Origin of the sequence: Funiculus sociatus GB2-C1 (genome assembly GCF_039962115.1) — a bacterium.
Lineage (GTDB): Bacteria > Cyanobacteriota > Cyanobacteriia > Cyanobacteriales > FACHB-T130 > Funiculus > Funiculus sociatus.
Genome location: NZ_JAMPKJ010000103.1, coordinates 1 through 14,724, shown reverse-complemented (window position 1 = coordinate 14,724; position 14,724 = coordinate 1). Strand labels below are relative to the sequence as shown.

12 protein-coding genes are annotated in these 14,724 nt (G+C 44.1%); 9 read left to right on the top strand and 3 right to left on the bottom strand.

Going from position 1 to position 14,724, the window contains the following annotated elements; genetic code table 11:
- Positions 1-192 precede the first annotated feature (192 nt).
- Both NDI42_RS27305 and NDI42_RS27300 read left to right on the top strand, forming a co-directional pair.
- A complete protein-coding gene (locus tag NDI42_RS27305) occupies positions 193-330 on the top strand; it encodes a hypothetical protein (RefSeq protein ID WP_190460467.1) in 138 nt (45 codons plus the stop codon).
- Positions 331-423: 93 nt separating this feature from the next.
- Positions 424-1,410, top strand: a complete 987-nt coding sequence (locus NDI42_RS27300) for a GNAT family N-acetyltransferase (RefSeq protein ID WP_190460465.1) — start codon at positions 424-426, stop codon at positions 1,408-1,410.
- 48 nt (positions 1,411-1,458) lie between these two features.
- Here the strand turns inward: NDI42_RS27300 and NDI42_RS27295 are convergent, their stop codons facing one another.
- A complete protein-coding gene (locus NDI42_RS27295) occupies positions 1,459-2,322 on the bottom strand; it encodes a uracil-DNA glycosylase family protein (protein ID WP_199311487.1) in 864 nt (287 codons plus the stop codon).
- A gap of 85 nt (positions 2,323-2,407) precedes the next feature.
- On the opposite strand from NDI42_RS27295, the gene NDI42_RS27290 reads away from it, so the two are divergent.
- The 3 genes from NDI42_RS27290 (at position 2,408) to NDI42_RS27280 (ending at position 6,031) form a co-directional block, all read left to right on the top strand.
- Complete coding sequence (locus NDI42_RS27290; RefSeq protein ID WP_277876910.1) at positions 2,408-2,536, top strand: hypothetical protein; 129 nt, start codon at positions 2,408-2,410, stop codon at positions 2,534-2,536.
- A 1,530-nt stretch (positions 2,537-4,066) separates the two neighbouring features.
- Positions 4,067-4,531 (top strand): polysaccharide biosynthesis/export family protein, encoded by a 465-nt coding sequence (locus NDI42_RS27285; protein WP_190460463.1) that lies wholly within the window; start codon positions 4,067-4,069, stop codon positions 4,529-4,531.
- Between the two features lie 588 nt (positions 4,532-5,119).
- The gene (locus NDI42_RS27280) at positions 5,120-6,031 is read left to right on the top strand and encodes a tyrosine-type recombinase/integrase (RefSeq protein ID WP_190460461.1); all 912 of its coding nucleotides are present in this window, start codon (positions 5,120-5,122) and stop codon (positions 6,029-6,031) included.
- Between the two features lie 764 nt (positions 6,032-6,795).
- On the opposite strand, the gene NDI42_RS27275 is transcribed toward NDI42_RS27280, so the two are convergent.
- A complete protein-coding gene (locus tag NDI42_RS27275) occupies positions 6,796-7,209 on the bottom strand; it encodes a hypothetical protein (RefSeq protein WP_199311486.1) in 414 nt (137 codons plus the stop codon).
- A gap of 560 nt (positions 7,210-7,769) precedes the next feature.
- Here NDI42_RS27275 and NDI42_RS27270 point away from each other — a divergent pair.
- Entirely contained in the window at positions 7,770-7,871 is a 102-nt protein-coding gene (locus tag NDI42_RS27270) for a pentapeptide repeat-containing protein (protein WP_190460458.1), read from the top strand.
- Between the two features lie 302 nt (positions 7,872-8,173).
- On the opposite strand, the gene NDI42_RS27265 is transcribed toward NDI42_RS27270, so the two are convergent.
- Entirely contained in the window at positions 8,174-8,563 is a 390-nt protein-coding gene (locus NDI42_RS27265) for a mannose-binding lectin (RefSeq protein WP_190460456.1), read from the bottom strand.
- A 288-nt stretch (positions 8,564-8,851) separates the two neighbouring features.
- Here NDI42_RS27265 and NDI42_RS27260 point away from each other — a divergent pair, with 288 nt between their 5' ends.
- The 3 genes from NDI42_RS27260 (at position 8,852) to NDI42_RS29025 (ending at position 14,616) form a co-directional block, all read left to right on the top strand.
- Positions 8,852-12,424: a WD40 domain-containing protein gene (locus NDI42_RS27260; RefSeq protein WP_190460454.1), complete on the top strand. Its 3,573-nt coding sequence runs from the start codon at positions 8,852-8,854 to the stop codon at positions 12,422-12,424.
- Positions 12,425-13,033: 609 nt separating this feature from the next.
- Entirely contained in the window at positions 13,034-14,260 is a 1,227-nt protein-coding gene (locus NDI42_RS27255; RefSeq protein ID WP_190460451.1) for a hypothetical protein, read from the top strand.
- A 68-nt stretch (positions 14,261-14,328) separates the two neighbouring features.
- Positions 14,329-14,616 (top strand): GrpB family protein, encoded by a 288-nt coding sequence (locus tag NDI42_RS29025; protein ID WP_190460449.1) that lies wholly within the window; start codon positions 14,329-14,331, stop codon positions 14,614-14,616.
- Positions 14,617-14,724: the final 108 nt, after the last annotated feature.

Below are 14,724 nucleotides of genomic sequence, written 5' to 3'. Positions count from 1 at the left end.
CTTCAGTGCCGGTTGCCGGGTGGTCTACTCAGCCCAAGGTCGTTTTTAATTACACTGACTCTCCAGTAGCTTAGATATCTATAGGGAGCCGCAGCCATTCATTATCTGGACTTTAAAATAACCAGTACCGCCCTTACTTCCCCATCTCTTTTGATATTAGTGGGATAGATTCGGGTACTTGAGAGGCTTGGTATGTCTCAAACCAGGCGGGAAATCGTCAATGGACGACCGCTGCTTTACTACGAGATGCGCTCTTTGCAAGCGCTGCTGCAAGCAGATTACGATTGCAAAGTATCGGCTACAATGTCAGCTTGCCACCCAATCAGGTGAGGTGTTATTTCCGCAATTGCTTATAGTGTGCCTGTAGTGAATTGCAACTTTAATTGCCGAAATTACGGCAATGTAGGCATCTAAGCTAATTTTATGATTACTTTAACAATGCGTCCTTATGCAGGGGAAGCGGATTTAGAAGCGATCGCTCACCTTTTTAACGCCTGCGAAGCAGTCGATCGCCTAGACCAAGGCACTTCTGTCGCCGAACTGCGGCAGGCTTTTGAGTCACCATCGTTTGACAAAGAGCGCAATATACGATTGTGGGAGGATGGCAACGGTCAGCTAATAGGCAGCGGTCAGATGTGGATTCCGCCACACGAAGCAGCCGTCGTTGAGGGTTTCCTGAGGCTTCGCGTCCATCCGAACGCGCGTGGTAGCAATCTGGAAATGCAGATTATTGCCTGGGGTGAGGAACGGATGCGGGAAGTTAGTCGGGAGCGAGGGATGAGTGTCAAGCTACGCTCTAGCACCCGCAATGACCAAGCTGAACGCATTGCTTTGTTAGATAGTTGCAGTTTCACAGCTGACAGGTACTTTTTAACAATGGAGCGCAGGCTTGTAGCAGACGCGGAGCGATCGCTTTATCTTCCGATTCCTGAACCGCAGTTTCCAGAAGGATTTGTACTGCGCCACTCTCAAGGCGAACAAGATGCGGAAGCTTGGGTGGAACTGCACAATCAGTCTTTTTTCGACCACTGGAATCACTTCGATTTAACAGTCGAGGAACACAAGCATTGGTTAAGGGATCCTGATTATCGACCGGAACACGATTTAATTGTAGTTTCTCCAGACGGGACATTTGTTGGCTACTGTCACTGCCATATCGCTACTGCGGATAACATCCGGAGCGGACGCAATGAAGGTTGGATCGGTATCCTTGGTACGCGGCGCGGCTTTCGCCGGATGGGGTTGGGACGAGCTATGTTGCTTGCGGGACTGCATCAGTTGAAAGCAGCGGGTGTGGATACAGCGAAGCTTGGTGTCGATTCCCAAAATGCGAATAATGCGTTGCGGTTGTATGAGTCGGTTGGCTTTTGCAAAACGTTCACCCGCATTTTCTACGTCAAGGATGTATAAAAAATTCTGCCGCTAAGAAGTCCAGTATTCCGACCCCACCTCTGAACCTCACCCTTTCTTAGATGTCAGCGAGCCTAAGTAATCAAAGATTGTTTGCTTCCAATAGTTAATTCGATTTTCTCGTGTAGGTGATTTGCCCATAATTTTCCTCCAAGTTCCATTGGCGGCACCACTTGGATGAGGAAATTCTAAATGTTTAATCTTTAAATCTATACCACTAACAGTCTTACTAGCAATTTGTCCCCAGGTGATGACAGCAAGTGGTTCAAATATTTCTAGTTCCTCTTTTAATAGATTAATGAAACGATTGCAGTCTTTTTGGCTCAAGGGGATACCGGATTGACCGTTAGAAGAGCTGACCCAAACTTTGAATACGTCTGTCAAGTAAACCCGATATCCCGACTCTAGTAGCACCTTGATTAAGTCAAAGTATAGTCGGGTGTTTCGTAGTTTTTCACGGCAGTTCTTTAAATGGAGAGCGTAGGGTGTACCTATACTAATTTCTTCTACTCTTGCCTCACTTCTCCTTAATGGATCTTGTCCAAGAATCGCTACCGTTTTTTTTTCTTTTACACCATTGTCAAGCTCAAGAATACTAGGGATATCAACTCCGATGACTAAGGCATCATCATAACGTTTTTGGAATCTCTCATCGCTAGGAAGAAAAATATTCCGACTGAGTGTGTGTTCTGGATACCCTTCTTTCTCTAACTCTTCACGCATTATTAGGTATAAAGCGTTTAATTGCTCTTTTGATATCTCAAAAACTTGAGATATCTCTTGGTACAGTTCATCAAACTCACTAGCTCTAAACTCTGAAAACAAATACCGCATCTTTGGTTCAGGCATTAATTCAAACACCAGCTTTAGAGAAATTGACGGATTTATTTGTCCTTTTTTGTTTTCCCTCAATCTCTTTAATGCGAGATTTATGTAGATTCACTAGCATCTCGTAAAGACTGGTTTAAAACTTTTAAGCATTGCTTTGGGCTACACGGTGAAAGCTCAACCAGCCAAATTAGGGATGTATCGCTGGCTAATTTTATCGTTAATGGCTTATCTGTTGGCGCACACTCGCTTGTCTCTCTATCCAGCCCACTATACTGCCCGGATTGGTGACAAATAAAATCAAGCAAGCTTTCCAGACTCTCCTCCCTCAGTTGGTTGTATGCGTGTTGTTGACTAACATCTTCCAATGCAACCCCGACTCTAAGAACCGGAAATTGGTATCAAAATTTATTAGTGCGAGATATGAGTTTACTAAAATTTCATATTACGTCTATTAAGTAAGATTAAGTTCTTTGAACTACCTATTCTAAGCTTGCCTCTCTATTCTTCCTCTTACCTATTTCCTAGTTATTCTAATAATTAATTCCTTGACTGACCTCAGTATAATTTTGCGCTCAACAGATTGGAATTTGTGTATTTACCCTGGTATTTATATCAATTTACTTGTTGGCTTTTATATTTTTATGATGAAGGTTCAGTACAAATACGCAATGTTGCTGTCTTAAGGGATTACAATGTCGAGTGAGACAAACCACAGAGAGTAAAAAGCCTAATCCAGGCTTAGGAAGTTTTAAAAGGAACAAGAATGTCAAACATAATCCTGAGCAAATTAGCTATTGCAACTGCTGGTGTAGTCCTAAGCTTGGCTACAATTTTAACCAAACCAAGCCAAGCAGCTACAATCAAATATCGTTTTGATGTGTATGACGTTGAAGGCCCTAACAATGAGTTTTTCGAGAGCGGGTTTGGTTTTTTTAACTACGAAAATTCATCCCTCACCGGAATAGAACTTGAAACAGTTCCAGTTAGTGACCTTTCTTTTATATTAAATGGGATACCTCAGCTGACAGGGCCTGATTGTTGCAATGGGCAAGATAGGGTAGAAACTGTGTCTTTCTTGGGAGGAGAAATTTTAGGATTGACGTACAGTCGTTATCGAACTTTTATGATCCAAGGGAAGACTATATATTTTAGTTCCCCCCCTCAGGGTCCATCGCCCCTGGGAAAGGTAAGGTATACATTACTAGACGGGGAACAACCTCCTAAGTCTGTTCCGGAGGGAAGTACAACCTTGGGGCTGAGTGTTCTAGGTCTAGGCTTCTTAGTGAAGAAAAAGCTAAGTAGCTCAACATAATTAAACGTAGGGTGGGTAGTGCAACCCGTTTGTACTCCTATCTCGCACCATTCTCAAAAAGCCAAATTGTCGGGTGTGTATAGCTCTTCGGGTATGGATGCGCTAAAGCAAGAATACGGCACTAGATTTCGAGGCTAAAGAAGTCTATCTAGATTGCGCCGCTTGCTGATACATCGGTATTTTTATATATGACGATGTAGAAACGGATTTTCTTGATTCATCCCAAGTTGATGACTTGGAAGCTTCAGACAATGGCGGCATATATCTGTAAAGCTGAAAAATATAAAATGTTTAAACACTGGGTGCTGTGCTTGAAATTTCGGTAAGGTTGAGTGCGACGAGCAATAAATAAATTACCCACATCTTAAGTAAGCGGGACTGCCTTTGTTTGTTGATGCTGGCAACCTCAACTCTATGGGAGTATTTGCGTGGCGTGCGTTTTTGGGAACTCGAGCGAATAATTATCGTCCTCAAAGGGGAAAATAAAGTCTCAGACTTTTTGCAGTAGCTCTCATGCAATACAAAACTTTGATAGGACTCTCAGGTGCCGCTTTATCAATGGCTATGCTGGTTATCCCAGCGTCAGCTAACCCCATTGTCGATGCTACTACTTCACAGACACGCGAATTGGTTAAGGCTCAACCGAACGCTCAACCAAGAATAGTGCAAAGCATCCATATTGGAGTCATTGGTGAAGTGCAGCGCCCTGGCGCTTATTTTCTCCCTGAAGTAGTAGAAATAGATGGGAGTTCCATAATGCAAGAGCAGTTGCCTACTGTCACGCGAGCGATTCAAATGGCTGGGGGTATCACTGAATATGCTTATGTTCGTAAGGTTCAAGTTCGTCGGCAAACCAGTAACCGTTTAGAACCAACCATCATCAACGTGGATCTCATGAAGTTTTTGTCACAAGGAGATTTGAGCCAAGATATAAGGTTGCAGGAAGGCGATGTAGTTGTGGTGCCGTCTGCACCATGATGACTGTAGAGTTTTTCTGTATCAAGCTGCTTCACGAATTCTAGCAGCCTGGAGGAGTTGGGCGAGAGAGGCTTAATAATTTGGGCAGCCAAGGAAAACAATGGCGACAATTAATATTCCAAATCTTCCTCACACCTTAAGCAAGCGTGACTGCCTCTGTTTATTAATGCCCCAAATAATCTTGAATCTTTCTCATGTCGTATCCCTTCATTGCCAGATAAGAACCTGCGGTGTGACAAAGCCAGAATTTGGTCTTAGTCCGTGATCCGGAATTCTACCCGCTAAGAATTGAACCGAAATGTGCCCCCTTTTGGGACATTATTTTGCTCTTGATTTTTATCCACAACCTATCCTTTGAGATAAATTCAAATAGAACCTGAATCCTGAATCTTGAATGCAGTATCTAGGCTGGATACATCCTACTGCCCCATCTTTCAAGGAGGTAGTTTTTTATTGCACTCCAGCTTGTCCCCATTGGTGCCCAGTCATTGAAAAGCCTCTGCTGTTTTTGAGCGACGGCTTCCTTATCGCCGACCCATTCTGTGCATATAATTTGTGAATTACGCACACTTGGTTGCCAGATGCCTCATGTCAGTCACCGACCTCCGCAAATATCGAAAAAAGAACTCTGCGTATAATTCGACGCGATGTAAAAATGGATTCCGTCGCTCTCTTGAAGAAAATGAGCGCAGTCCGCTAACCATTCGCAACTATCTGTGCGACCTTGATGCTTTTATCCGATGGTTTGAATTCCAGCAAAAATTGGAATTTTTCCCAGACTTAGTGGCGGCGGTTGATTTGCTAGAGTATAAGCGCTATTTAAGTCATTCGCTTAAACCCCAAAGTATCAACCGCAAGCTAACTACCATTAAGGTGTTTTTGAACTGGGCGATGTCCGCGGGGATGATTCCATCCGTTCCTAAAATCCCCAAAGTCGTTAAAGAAAATCGACGCGGAATTCGCTGGCTTAATTGCACAGAACAACACGCATTACTCACCAGGGTAGAGCAGGGTGGTCAAGAGCGCGACTTGGTAATTGTCAGATTACTGTTGAATACCGGACTACGAGTTTCTGAGCTTTGCGACCTTCACTGGTCTGATATCAAAATCACACCCAAAAAAGCAATCTTAATTGTGCAATCCGGTAAGGGGGCGAAGCGTCGAGAGATTCCACTCAACAATGATGCTCAGTCGGCACTAATAGAAATCGGTTATTACAAAAATCGTGGAACTGTAATACCCATCTTTGTTGGGCAGCGGGGACAACTCACCCCTCGCGGTATCCAAAGTCTGATTGAAAAATACAAAGGAGATTTGGAAGATTTATCACCTCATTCTCTCCGGCATACCTTTTGTAAAAATTTAATTGACGCTGGTGTTGGTTTGGAAATGGTTGCAGCTCTAGCTGGGCATGAAAGTCTGGAAACTACAAAGCGTTATTGCGAACCTTCCCCGGAAGATTTAGCCCTAGCTGTAGCGCTAATTAGTAAGGAGGAGTAAATCAAATTCTTATCCCAGTCTTAATTTTGCACGGCTTAAAAGATTTCTCCTATCGCTCCAAACACCTCTCTAAACCGATCAACACGCTGACACAGATAAAGGAAATTATTAAAGCCCCCACTCGCTCGAAAACAGCAGGAACTTCTCAAAGAGCTGGAGCCAATTGGCTCCTACTGGAGCTAAATTTACAATAAACTATCTTGTTGTCAGAGTCCGGGATATATCCTTCCGACTTCACCCGTGCCGACTAACCTAGCTTGTAGTATCGCAAATCTAGGAGTAAGTCCATTCCCGCAGGAGCCAATGTGGTGAAGATGATTGGGTGGAGCAGTTTAAGACTGTCTCAAAATTATAGCTTTAAAACAAAATGAGAAACTGGCTTATGGGGCTGCTTTGAAGCATTCTCAGCCGGGTCTCAATATTAAAGATTATGAGATTCTGCCGAAAACTTCCGTTGCGTTTATCTATGTGGCATGATCCGTATCTGGCTCAGACGATTGGCATAATATTTGACTTCTCAGGCATCCTCTTATTACTTCCAGTAATTCTCCCTATTACAGTGATTTTTAATTGCCTAAAAACAACTATGATTCATTCAAATCAAGACTGCTATAAATAACGACAATAAGAGGATATAGGCAGTATCTGCACCCTCTCATTAGCGCCAATCAAATTTGTATTGTTCTCTCAAATCTGGCAGTTAGGGTCTTTATTTACTGACAGATTAGTCTCACTAAGAGCCTTTCTACTTCTCAAACATTCTTTTAGCGTTCTTGGCAATTTGCAACGTCACTACCAGCTTGCCGCTTTGATAACTTAACTTCCCATCCAGGTAAGTTCCACCAGACTACACGGTTTTGGGGCTGTACCCAAAAGTCTAGTTGGTTGATTTCACCGTTCTCAAACACGAGCGTTGGAAATTTGGGATAGTCACGATCGCTTGCTTCTGTGTAATTGCGTCCGAAATAATTCATGCAAATGGTTAATCCCTGCTCAATCCCTAATTTCTCAACTCCAGTGCCTTTTAAGGTTGAATCATCGTAGCTAAATGTTCCACTGTATGATTGTCCAGCTAATGACCCTTGAGTCACGTTAACAGTGAAGTCATAGGTAACGATAGATGCTTGGGCTTGAATGCTTGTGATCGCAGCACCGAGAGCGGCAGTAGCGAGCGCCACTGAAAATTTGGGGAACAGGTTAAGCATGTATTCCGGAATGGAAGAAAATCCTCTCTCAACTCTAATCGAAGGTTCTGGTTTTATCGAGCAGGACTCCTGAACCGCTGCCAAAAATGTGAACGCCCCAGGTTGCTGTACTTGAATTTTTGATAGAACTGAGCGTAACTAGCTGCAACTCCTAAAAGATGAATTGAATACAGTGAGACGACTGCGAATTAATTTTTTGATGCTAGCCAGTCCCCTGGCTTTTAGAGTCAAAGTATTTTTTATCTTTTGGTTCCATCTCCGGATGGTAACTCGGTTTTTGTATTATTCGTAATCGTGATCGCACTTGGAAGAGCAAACATCGCACTATCATCATCCGTCCTACACTCGCTTTCGCTTGACTTTTAAGGCTGTCTCTACAAAATTAGCGATCGCTCTTTTCTGTTGGTTGGGTTTCGCAATCGCTCCACCCAACTTTAAGTTGCAATTTGATTTCTCTACAATCCTCCCCAAGACGATGGTAGGTTGGGTTAAGGCACGAAACCCAACCTACAAGAGCGGGCGATCGCACTGGCTTGAGCGGTGCCGATTTAACGGGTGCGAATCTTGAGGCAACAGATTTGAGTGATGTCAATTTGACTGGGGCGACGATGCCGGATGGGAATGTTTGTAAGTAGGCGCGATGCTCCTAGATACTGGGATATTATCTACCAGAAACAGTTAAGCGCAGGGAGATGTCCTTTCAGGAATACCTTGAGCAACGCACAGGGTGGAAGTATGACTCACAGACAAAGCTCTACTATCCCCCACAATAAAAGAAGCCCCTGTCTAACCGTTAGACAGGGGCTTTGTATTGGCTCACAAGTACGGTCGCTAATCAATTGTCAACTCTCTCAAATTTCTGAACCTGAACAGAGCCGCAGTAAGGGCACTAAGGCTTATCAAAGTCCTTTTTTAGCTCTCTAGTCATTGCAATTCATCATTCGACTCTCAAGTTTCCATTTATATTTGCAATATGGCGGTCTAACTCCAAAGTTGATGATGTCCAGCTACCATCTGATTTACGGGTATCACACTCCAAGAATGTTCTATTAGATTGAAAATCTACATCACAATTCTGGCTAGTTGCGATGTAATTGCCATTCCGACTCCAAACTAACTTTCCATTTCTGTTTGCTATTAAATTATTTATACTTCTACCAGTCTGTGCACGACCTCCATTATTCGTTTCACAATTAGCTTCCAAAAAATGACCTTCCTCTAAGGTTATATTTGAACATGTTTTGGTAAATTCACCGCGTGCCAATACAATATTTGATGGCAAAAAAGTCAGTAGTAATACCGAAGCGAATGTTGCATATTTTAACATGAGAAAACTCCTGAAAGACGTTGTTTTTTGATTCAACTCCCTTTTGGGGTGGCATTGAATCGTTGGATGGTTGAACTGCTTAACTTCACATCTCCAAGGTATTTCATACATCAAGGCTTCGCCAGATCGAATTCAGATCAGCCATAGATCTCGTTGGTCTGTAATCACTTGCTCTATCAATGCAAAACATTTCCTCCCTTGGCAGCTAATTCACTCCGAACTCGGTTTAAGATCAGTAAGCAACTGATCTTAAATTGATCTGAAGAGCAGCAAAGCTTTGGTTCATCTATGGCGAGTATTAGAGCTTCTCAGCAGGGACTAGCAAAAATTAGGCAAGCTCGGCAGGAAAAAGGGTGGATTAGGGACGATCCTAGGTGGCTTGAGGAAGCCAGCAGACACTTAGATCCGAACTGGCAGGCAGGCCCCCCTTATGCTCACGGAATTTCCCCTGGAACCTGGAGTCGGTTTTTAGCTGGCAGAAAGCCTATCAAGACTCCCTCATTCAGGGCTTACTGTGCAGTTCTAACCCTAGATTGGAAAGAAATTGTCAATCGGACTATAGTTCAAAAACCAGAAGCTGATAGGCGTTGCTCTTGGGGGAAAGTACCAGATGTATCAATTTTCTATGGACGGACTAAAGAGATTACTCAGCTAGAACAGTGGATTGTCGAGGAACGCTGTCGCTTGGTAGCGCTATTGGGCATTGGAGGAATTGGCAAGACATTTTTGTCTGTGAAGTTAGCTCAACAGATTCAGGAAGATTTTGAGTATGTCATCTGGCGAAGTCTCCGCAATGCTCCACCGCTTACCAAAATTCTGGCAGAGCTCATCCAATTCCTATCAGACGAGCGCAATACCAATTTATCAAAAGATATAAATGGTCAAATATCACAACTGCGCGAGCATCTGCACCAGCATCGGTGTCTAGTGATACTGGATAATTTGGAATCAATTTTATTGGAAGGCGATCGCACGGGTTACTATCGAGACGGATATGAGGATTATGGTGAGTTAATCCGGCAGGTGGGAGAATCACCCCATCAAAGTTGCTTGGTACTCACCAGTCGGGAAAAGCCTAAAGAATTGGCGGCATTAGAAGGAGAAACACTACCCGTTCGTTCATTGGCGTTACGGGGTGTGCAGGATGTAGATGGGTTATCTATCTTACGGGCAACAGGTTTATCTCTGTCTAGCTCATCTGACCAAGAAAGAGAATTGATTAATCGCTGTGGATACAATCCCTTAGCATTAAGGCTAGTTTCGACTACCATTCGAGAGTTATATTCTGGTGACATTTCTGAGTTTTTAACACAAGAATTAATTGTTTTCGATGGCATTCGCGTATTATTAGACGAGCAGTTCAATCGCTTATCCGCTTTAGAACAGCAGATAATGTACTGGCTGGCGATCGAGCGAGAACCAATTTCGACTTCAGAGTTACGAGAGCAAATTATCCCGCCTGTCTCGCCCCCCAAGTTCCTGGAAGCACTAACATCCCTAAGGCAGCGATCTTTAATTGAAAATGTTTCTGCCAGCTTTACCCTGCAAAATTTGGTGATGGAATACGTGACAGCTCGATTGATCGAGCAAGCATGTCATGAGATCGAGACGGGCGAGATTGTACTCTTTAACAGTCATGCTTTAGTGAAAGCAACCACAAAAGACTACGTTAGGGAAACTCAAACTCATCTTATCCTCAGAGAAGTAGCAGATAGGCTTGTGACTGCTCTTAGTAGCAAAGCTAATGTTGAAACCCGATTAAAACAAATTCTGTCTGGTCTACGAGATCATCTGAGAAGGGGATATTCAGGAGGAAATATTATCAATCTGCTTTGTTACATGCAGATTGATTTAACTGACTATGACTTTTCCAATCTGACAATTCGGCAAGCCTATCTACAAGATGTTTGTTTGCAAAATGTGAATTTTGCTAACGCCGATCTATCCACGTCTGTATTTGCTAAAACTTTAGGGAATCATCTCACCGTAGCTCTTGGACAAGATGGCAAACTAGCTACTGGAGATGAAGATGGCAAGATTTTGCTGTGGCAAGTTGCAGATGGGACACAACTATGGCGATGTCAGGGGCATTCCGGTTGTATTAAGTCAGTCGCTTTTAGTCCTCAAGGTAAGGCCCTAGCCAGTGGCAGTGATGACCAAACCATAAAACTCTGGGAGCTGAACACAGGGGAATGCCTTAGCACCTGGCATGAGCATACCGACCGAGTTAACTGCATCTGCTTTAGTCCCGATGGTCGTACACTGGCTAGCGGTAGTGATGACACAACAGTGAAATTATGGGATGTCAGTTCTGGGCAATGTATTCACACTTTCCAAGAACATACTGAGGGCGTTCATGCCGTTACGTTCAGTCTCGATGGTTATACGCTGGCGAGTGGTAGCGATGACCAAACAATCAGACGGTGGGATATCAGCACAGGTCAATGCTTGCAAACATTTTCTGGCAACACGAACTGGATGTGGGCGATCGCCTTCGCTAAGCAACCCTACCCGTTGGCACAGTCTTCTGAAAGAGAAAGCCTCGATGGTGGCTTCATCGCTAGTAGCAGTGATGACTGCATCGTGAAGTTATGGGATATCCAAGCAGGTCAATGTTACCGCCGTCTCAAGGGTCACGAGGATTCTGTCTGGGCTGTTGCCTTTAGCCTTGATGGTCAAATCCTCGCCAGCAGCAGCGATGACCAGACAGTGAAACTCTGGCAGGTTAGCACGGGTGCATGTATCAAAACCCTACAGGGATTTGACACTCATGTCTGCTCCCTTACTTTTAGTCGCGATCTCAAAATCCTTGCCATTGGTTACACTGAGCGAATGGTGCAGTTATGGGATGTCAATGCAGGTCAAGCTTTGAGAACATTACGAGGTCACAGACATCAGGTTTGGTCGTTTGCCGTTAGCCCCGACGGTCAAATCCTGGCAAGTGTTAGCGAACCTCAAACCGTTCGGTTGTGGGATGTGAACACGGGTCGAGCATTGAGAACGTTGCAAGGGCACCTGGATTGGGTCTGTTCGGTGGCATTTAGCCCCGATGGTTGCATCCTCGCTAGTGGCAGTGATGACCAGACGGTAAAGCTGTGGAATGTCTATAGTGGGAAGTGCCTCAAAACGTTGCACAGCCATACTCGCTCAGTCCAATCCATCACGTTCAGTCCCGATGGTCGTACCCTGGCAAGCGCCAGTGATGACCAGACGATGGAACTTTGGGATATTAGCACGGGGGAATGCCTCAAGACCCTACAAGGTCACACCGTTAAGGCGATCACTTTCAGTCCTGACAGTCAAATCCTCGCTAGCGGTAGTAGCGACCAAACTGTGAAGCTCTGGGATGTTCGCACTGGGGAGTGCCTCCACACCCTACGGGGACATACTGACCGAGTCCACACTCTCACCTTTAGTCCAGATGGGCAAACTCTGGCTAGTAGCAGTTATGACCGAACGGTGAAACTGTGGTCAGTTAGCACAGGAGAATGCCTAAGAACTCAGCAGGGGAATACCGAGCGCATTGATGCCCTTTGCTTTCGCGCCAATGGTCAACTTCTGGTCAGTGGTAGTAACGAGCAGACAGTGCATCTGTGGGATGCCAATACGGGAGAATCTCTCAAAACTCTATCCGGACACACCAACCAAGTCTGGTCTGTTAGCTTCAGTCCCGATGGGCGTACCTTGGTCAGTGGCAGTCATGACCAAGCGATTAAGCTTTGGGATGTGGAAACCGGTGAATGCCTCAAAACCTTGAAAACTGACAAACCCTACGATGGCATGAACATCACGGGCGTTACAGGGATAACAGAAGCAACTATTGCAACGTTAAGAGTTTTAGGAGCGATTGAATACTCTTGATACGGCACTGCATAAGTGCCATTGGGTGAGATTGTGAATGGAATTTTCTACTTACTGCACAACGGCTGCCCTTGGCGATCACTTCCCCACAAGTTTTTGGCAGGGGAAGATCCATATATTTTTGAAACAAATATTATCTAGATGGCAAAATTCGTAAAAAACTCTCTCCTGCCATCAGCTCTACCAATCGATGAATGATAAGAAAAATCGTCGCTCTAAACGATAAAAGTGGTTAATTTTTATCAGGGATATGAATCAGCTAGGCAATACATTTCACACTTGTGCTAACTCAATTGCACAAGTCTGCAATTGAGTTAGCACAAGTTAGGTCATTAGCTTGGCACAGAAGGCTAAAGCGTTCCCCTGTTCAACTTTCTATCCTATAAGCCAAGTGGTGTAACTGTTGCTGCCTCTGTAATTGCTGCTACTCACGCCGGATGAACTAACCAACAAGCTATAGGTATAGAGTTTACTCTTAAGAGGTTAGTTGTCTGAACACCGAGCAAATATTTGAATATTTTAGGGAAATTAAACAGCTTATAATGTAGTACATTTACAGCTTTAGTTGGTCTCGCTTTATCCCATTCCTTACATCATGAGGTGCTGACCGTGACTGATTCTTGGTCAAACTACTATAATCGTCAGGCTACTCCAGAAGAGCTACTGTTATACACCTATTTGCTAGACCACGTTAAGGTCGAACCCCCTAATCAACTGATTGAGCTTTTTCGCCGTCTGTTTATTGAGGGAATGGAAGACAGTTCCTCTCAAGTCTGGCAAGCTCTAGAGAGGATTGTATCCTCAGATTTGGCTGATCAAGAATTTAAGTTTATCCTTAACCGTAGCTGCTACATCCCGATCAACCACTGGGAAAACAATCCCCGGTTCAAAGAAGCTATTCCTAAACTGATTGCGCTGTTTGAAACTCCTCCTACACAATTAGCCCGTTCCCGGACAACGCAGCGCCTGCGCCAACTCGTGCAGTGCTTTAGGCAAACCGAGCAATATCGGGTACTGCGATATCGAACTCAACAGTTTAGTCAGAAGAGTGAGGAGAGTAATAATGTAGAATCCCGACGATTAAGAACTTTTCTGGATAGATATCCCTTTATTTATGAGCCTTGTCTTCTTACCAATGACAGCACTGATGAGCAGCGACAAAAGGTCAAGTCAAGACAAACTCAACAACAGCAGCAGTTTGACATCAATTTATCTCACTACATTACCTATCAACAATTGCCAAAGAATTCGCGAAGTGTAAAAAACCCAACCCTATTGAGCAACGATGAACTGAATATTGCCATCCAACAGTTTACAGGCAAAGTGGATGGAGCTAATACATACAAGGACTTAGCTGAACGGTTCCGCACCTCCAGCCGTTGGACTCCCTGTTACCGAACGTTTAAGAAAGAGTTGTATGATGAATACCTGACTGCCTCAACTAACATCAATTATGGCAATCATCAGTTCAATCAGAAGCTACAGAAGCATCTGCAAAATACTCTGGTTGAGTACGATACTCAGAGACTCAGCCCGATTTTGCTCGTGAAAACTTGTAGAAAATTACTTGATTTATTGGTAGTGGAAAGTGCTGAGCAACCCAAGCACTACATCTTTTTAGACCTTACCAGTAATCTTGGCATTACACCCACTATTGGTCTTCTACTCAAGATTGTGTTGCTTTGTCACCACGTAAAACCCTATTTAGAACAGAAGTTGGCGATTCTATTTAAACACTATGAGGATTACACCAAAGACAAAACAAAGTGGCTGGTTGACTCCCTAGAAAATTTAAATGTTGCTTTCAGCACTAACTTGAGGATGATGAATCTCTGATATTAAAATGGGATAGCTCGATTCCTCACCAACTCCTAATATTTCAGGAAATCATAGGAAAGATTGGAGTGTGCGATCGCCTAACATTTCTTTACGTTCACACTCACCTCGACATCATTTTAGGTCTAAAACAACTACCACCGAGTCCAGCTCAGATTTCCAGTCTTGAAGCGCAAGACTACCTCTACTGTGGTGAATTGGGTATTCCCGGACGGCACTACTTCCGCCGAGGAATGCCTCGCACTCACCAAATTCACTCAGTGCTTGTAGACAGTGAGTTTTGGAAATCGCACATCCTCTTTCGAGACTTCCTGAGAGCGCACCCAGATGCCGCGCAGCAATACGAACTTTGGTAGTGCTCAAGATGTAATGATAGAGGAGTAGAGTTTCTTGCTGTTCTCCTCCCATGCCTGCGTGTCCCATTTGTGCGTCTTCCAAAACGGTCAAGAATGGTCGTATCCACA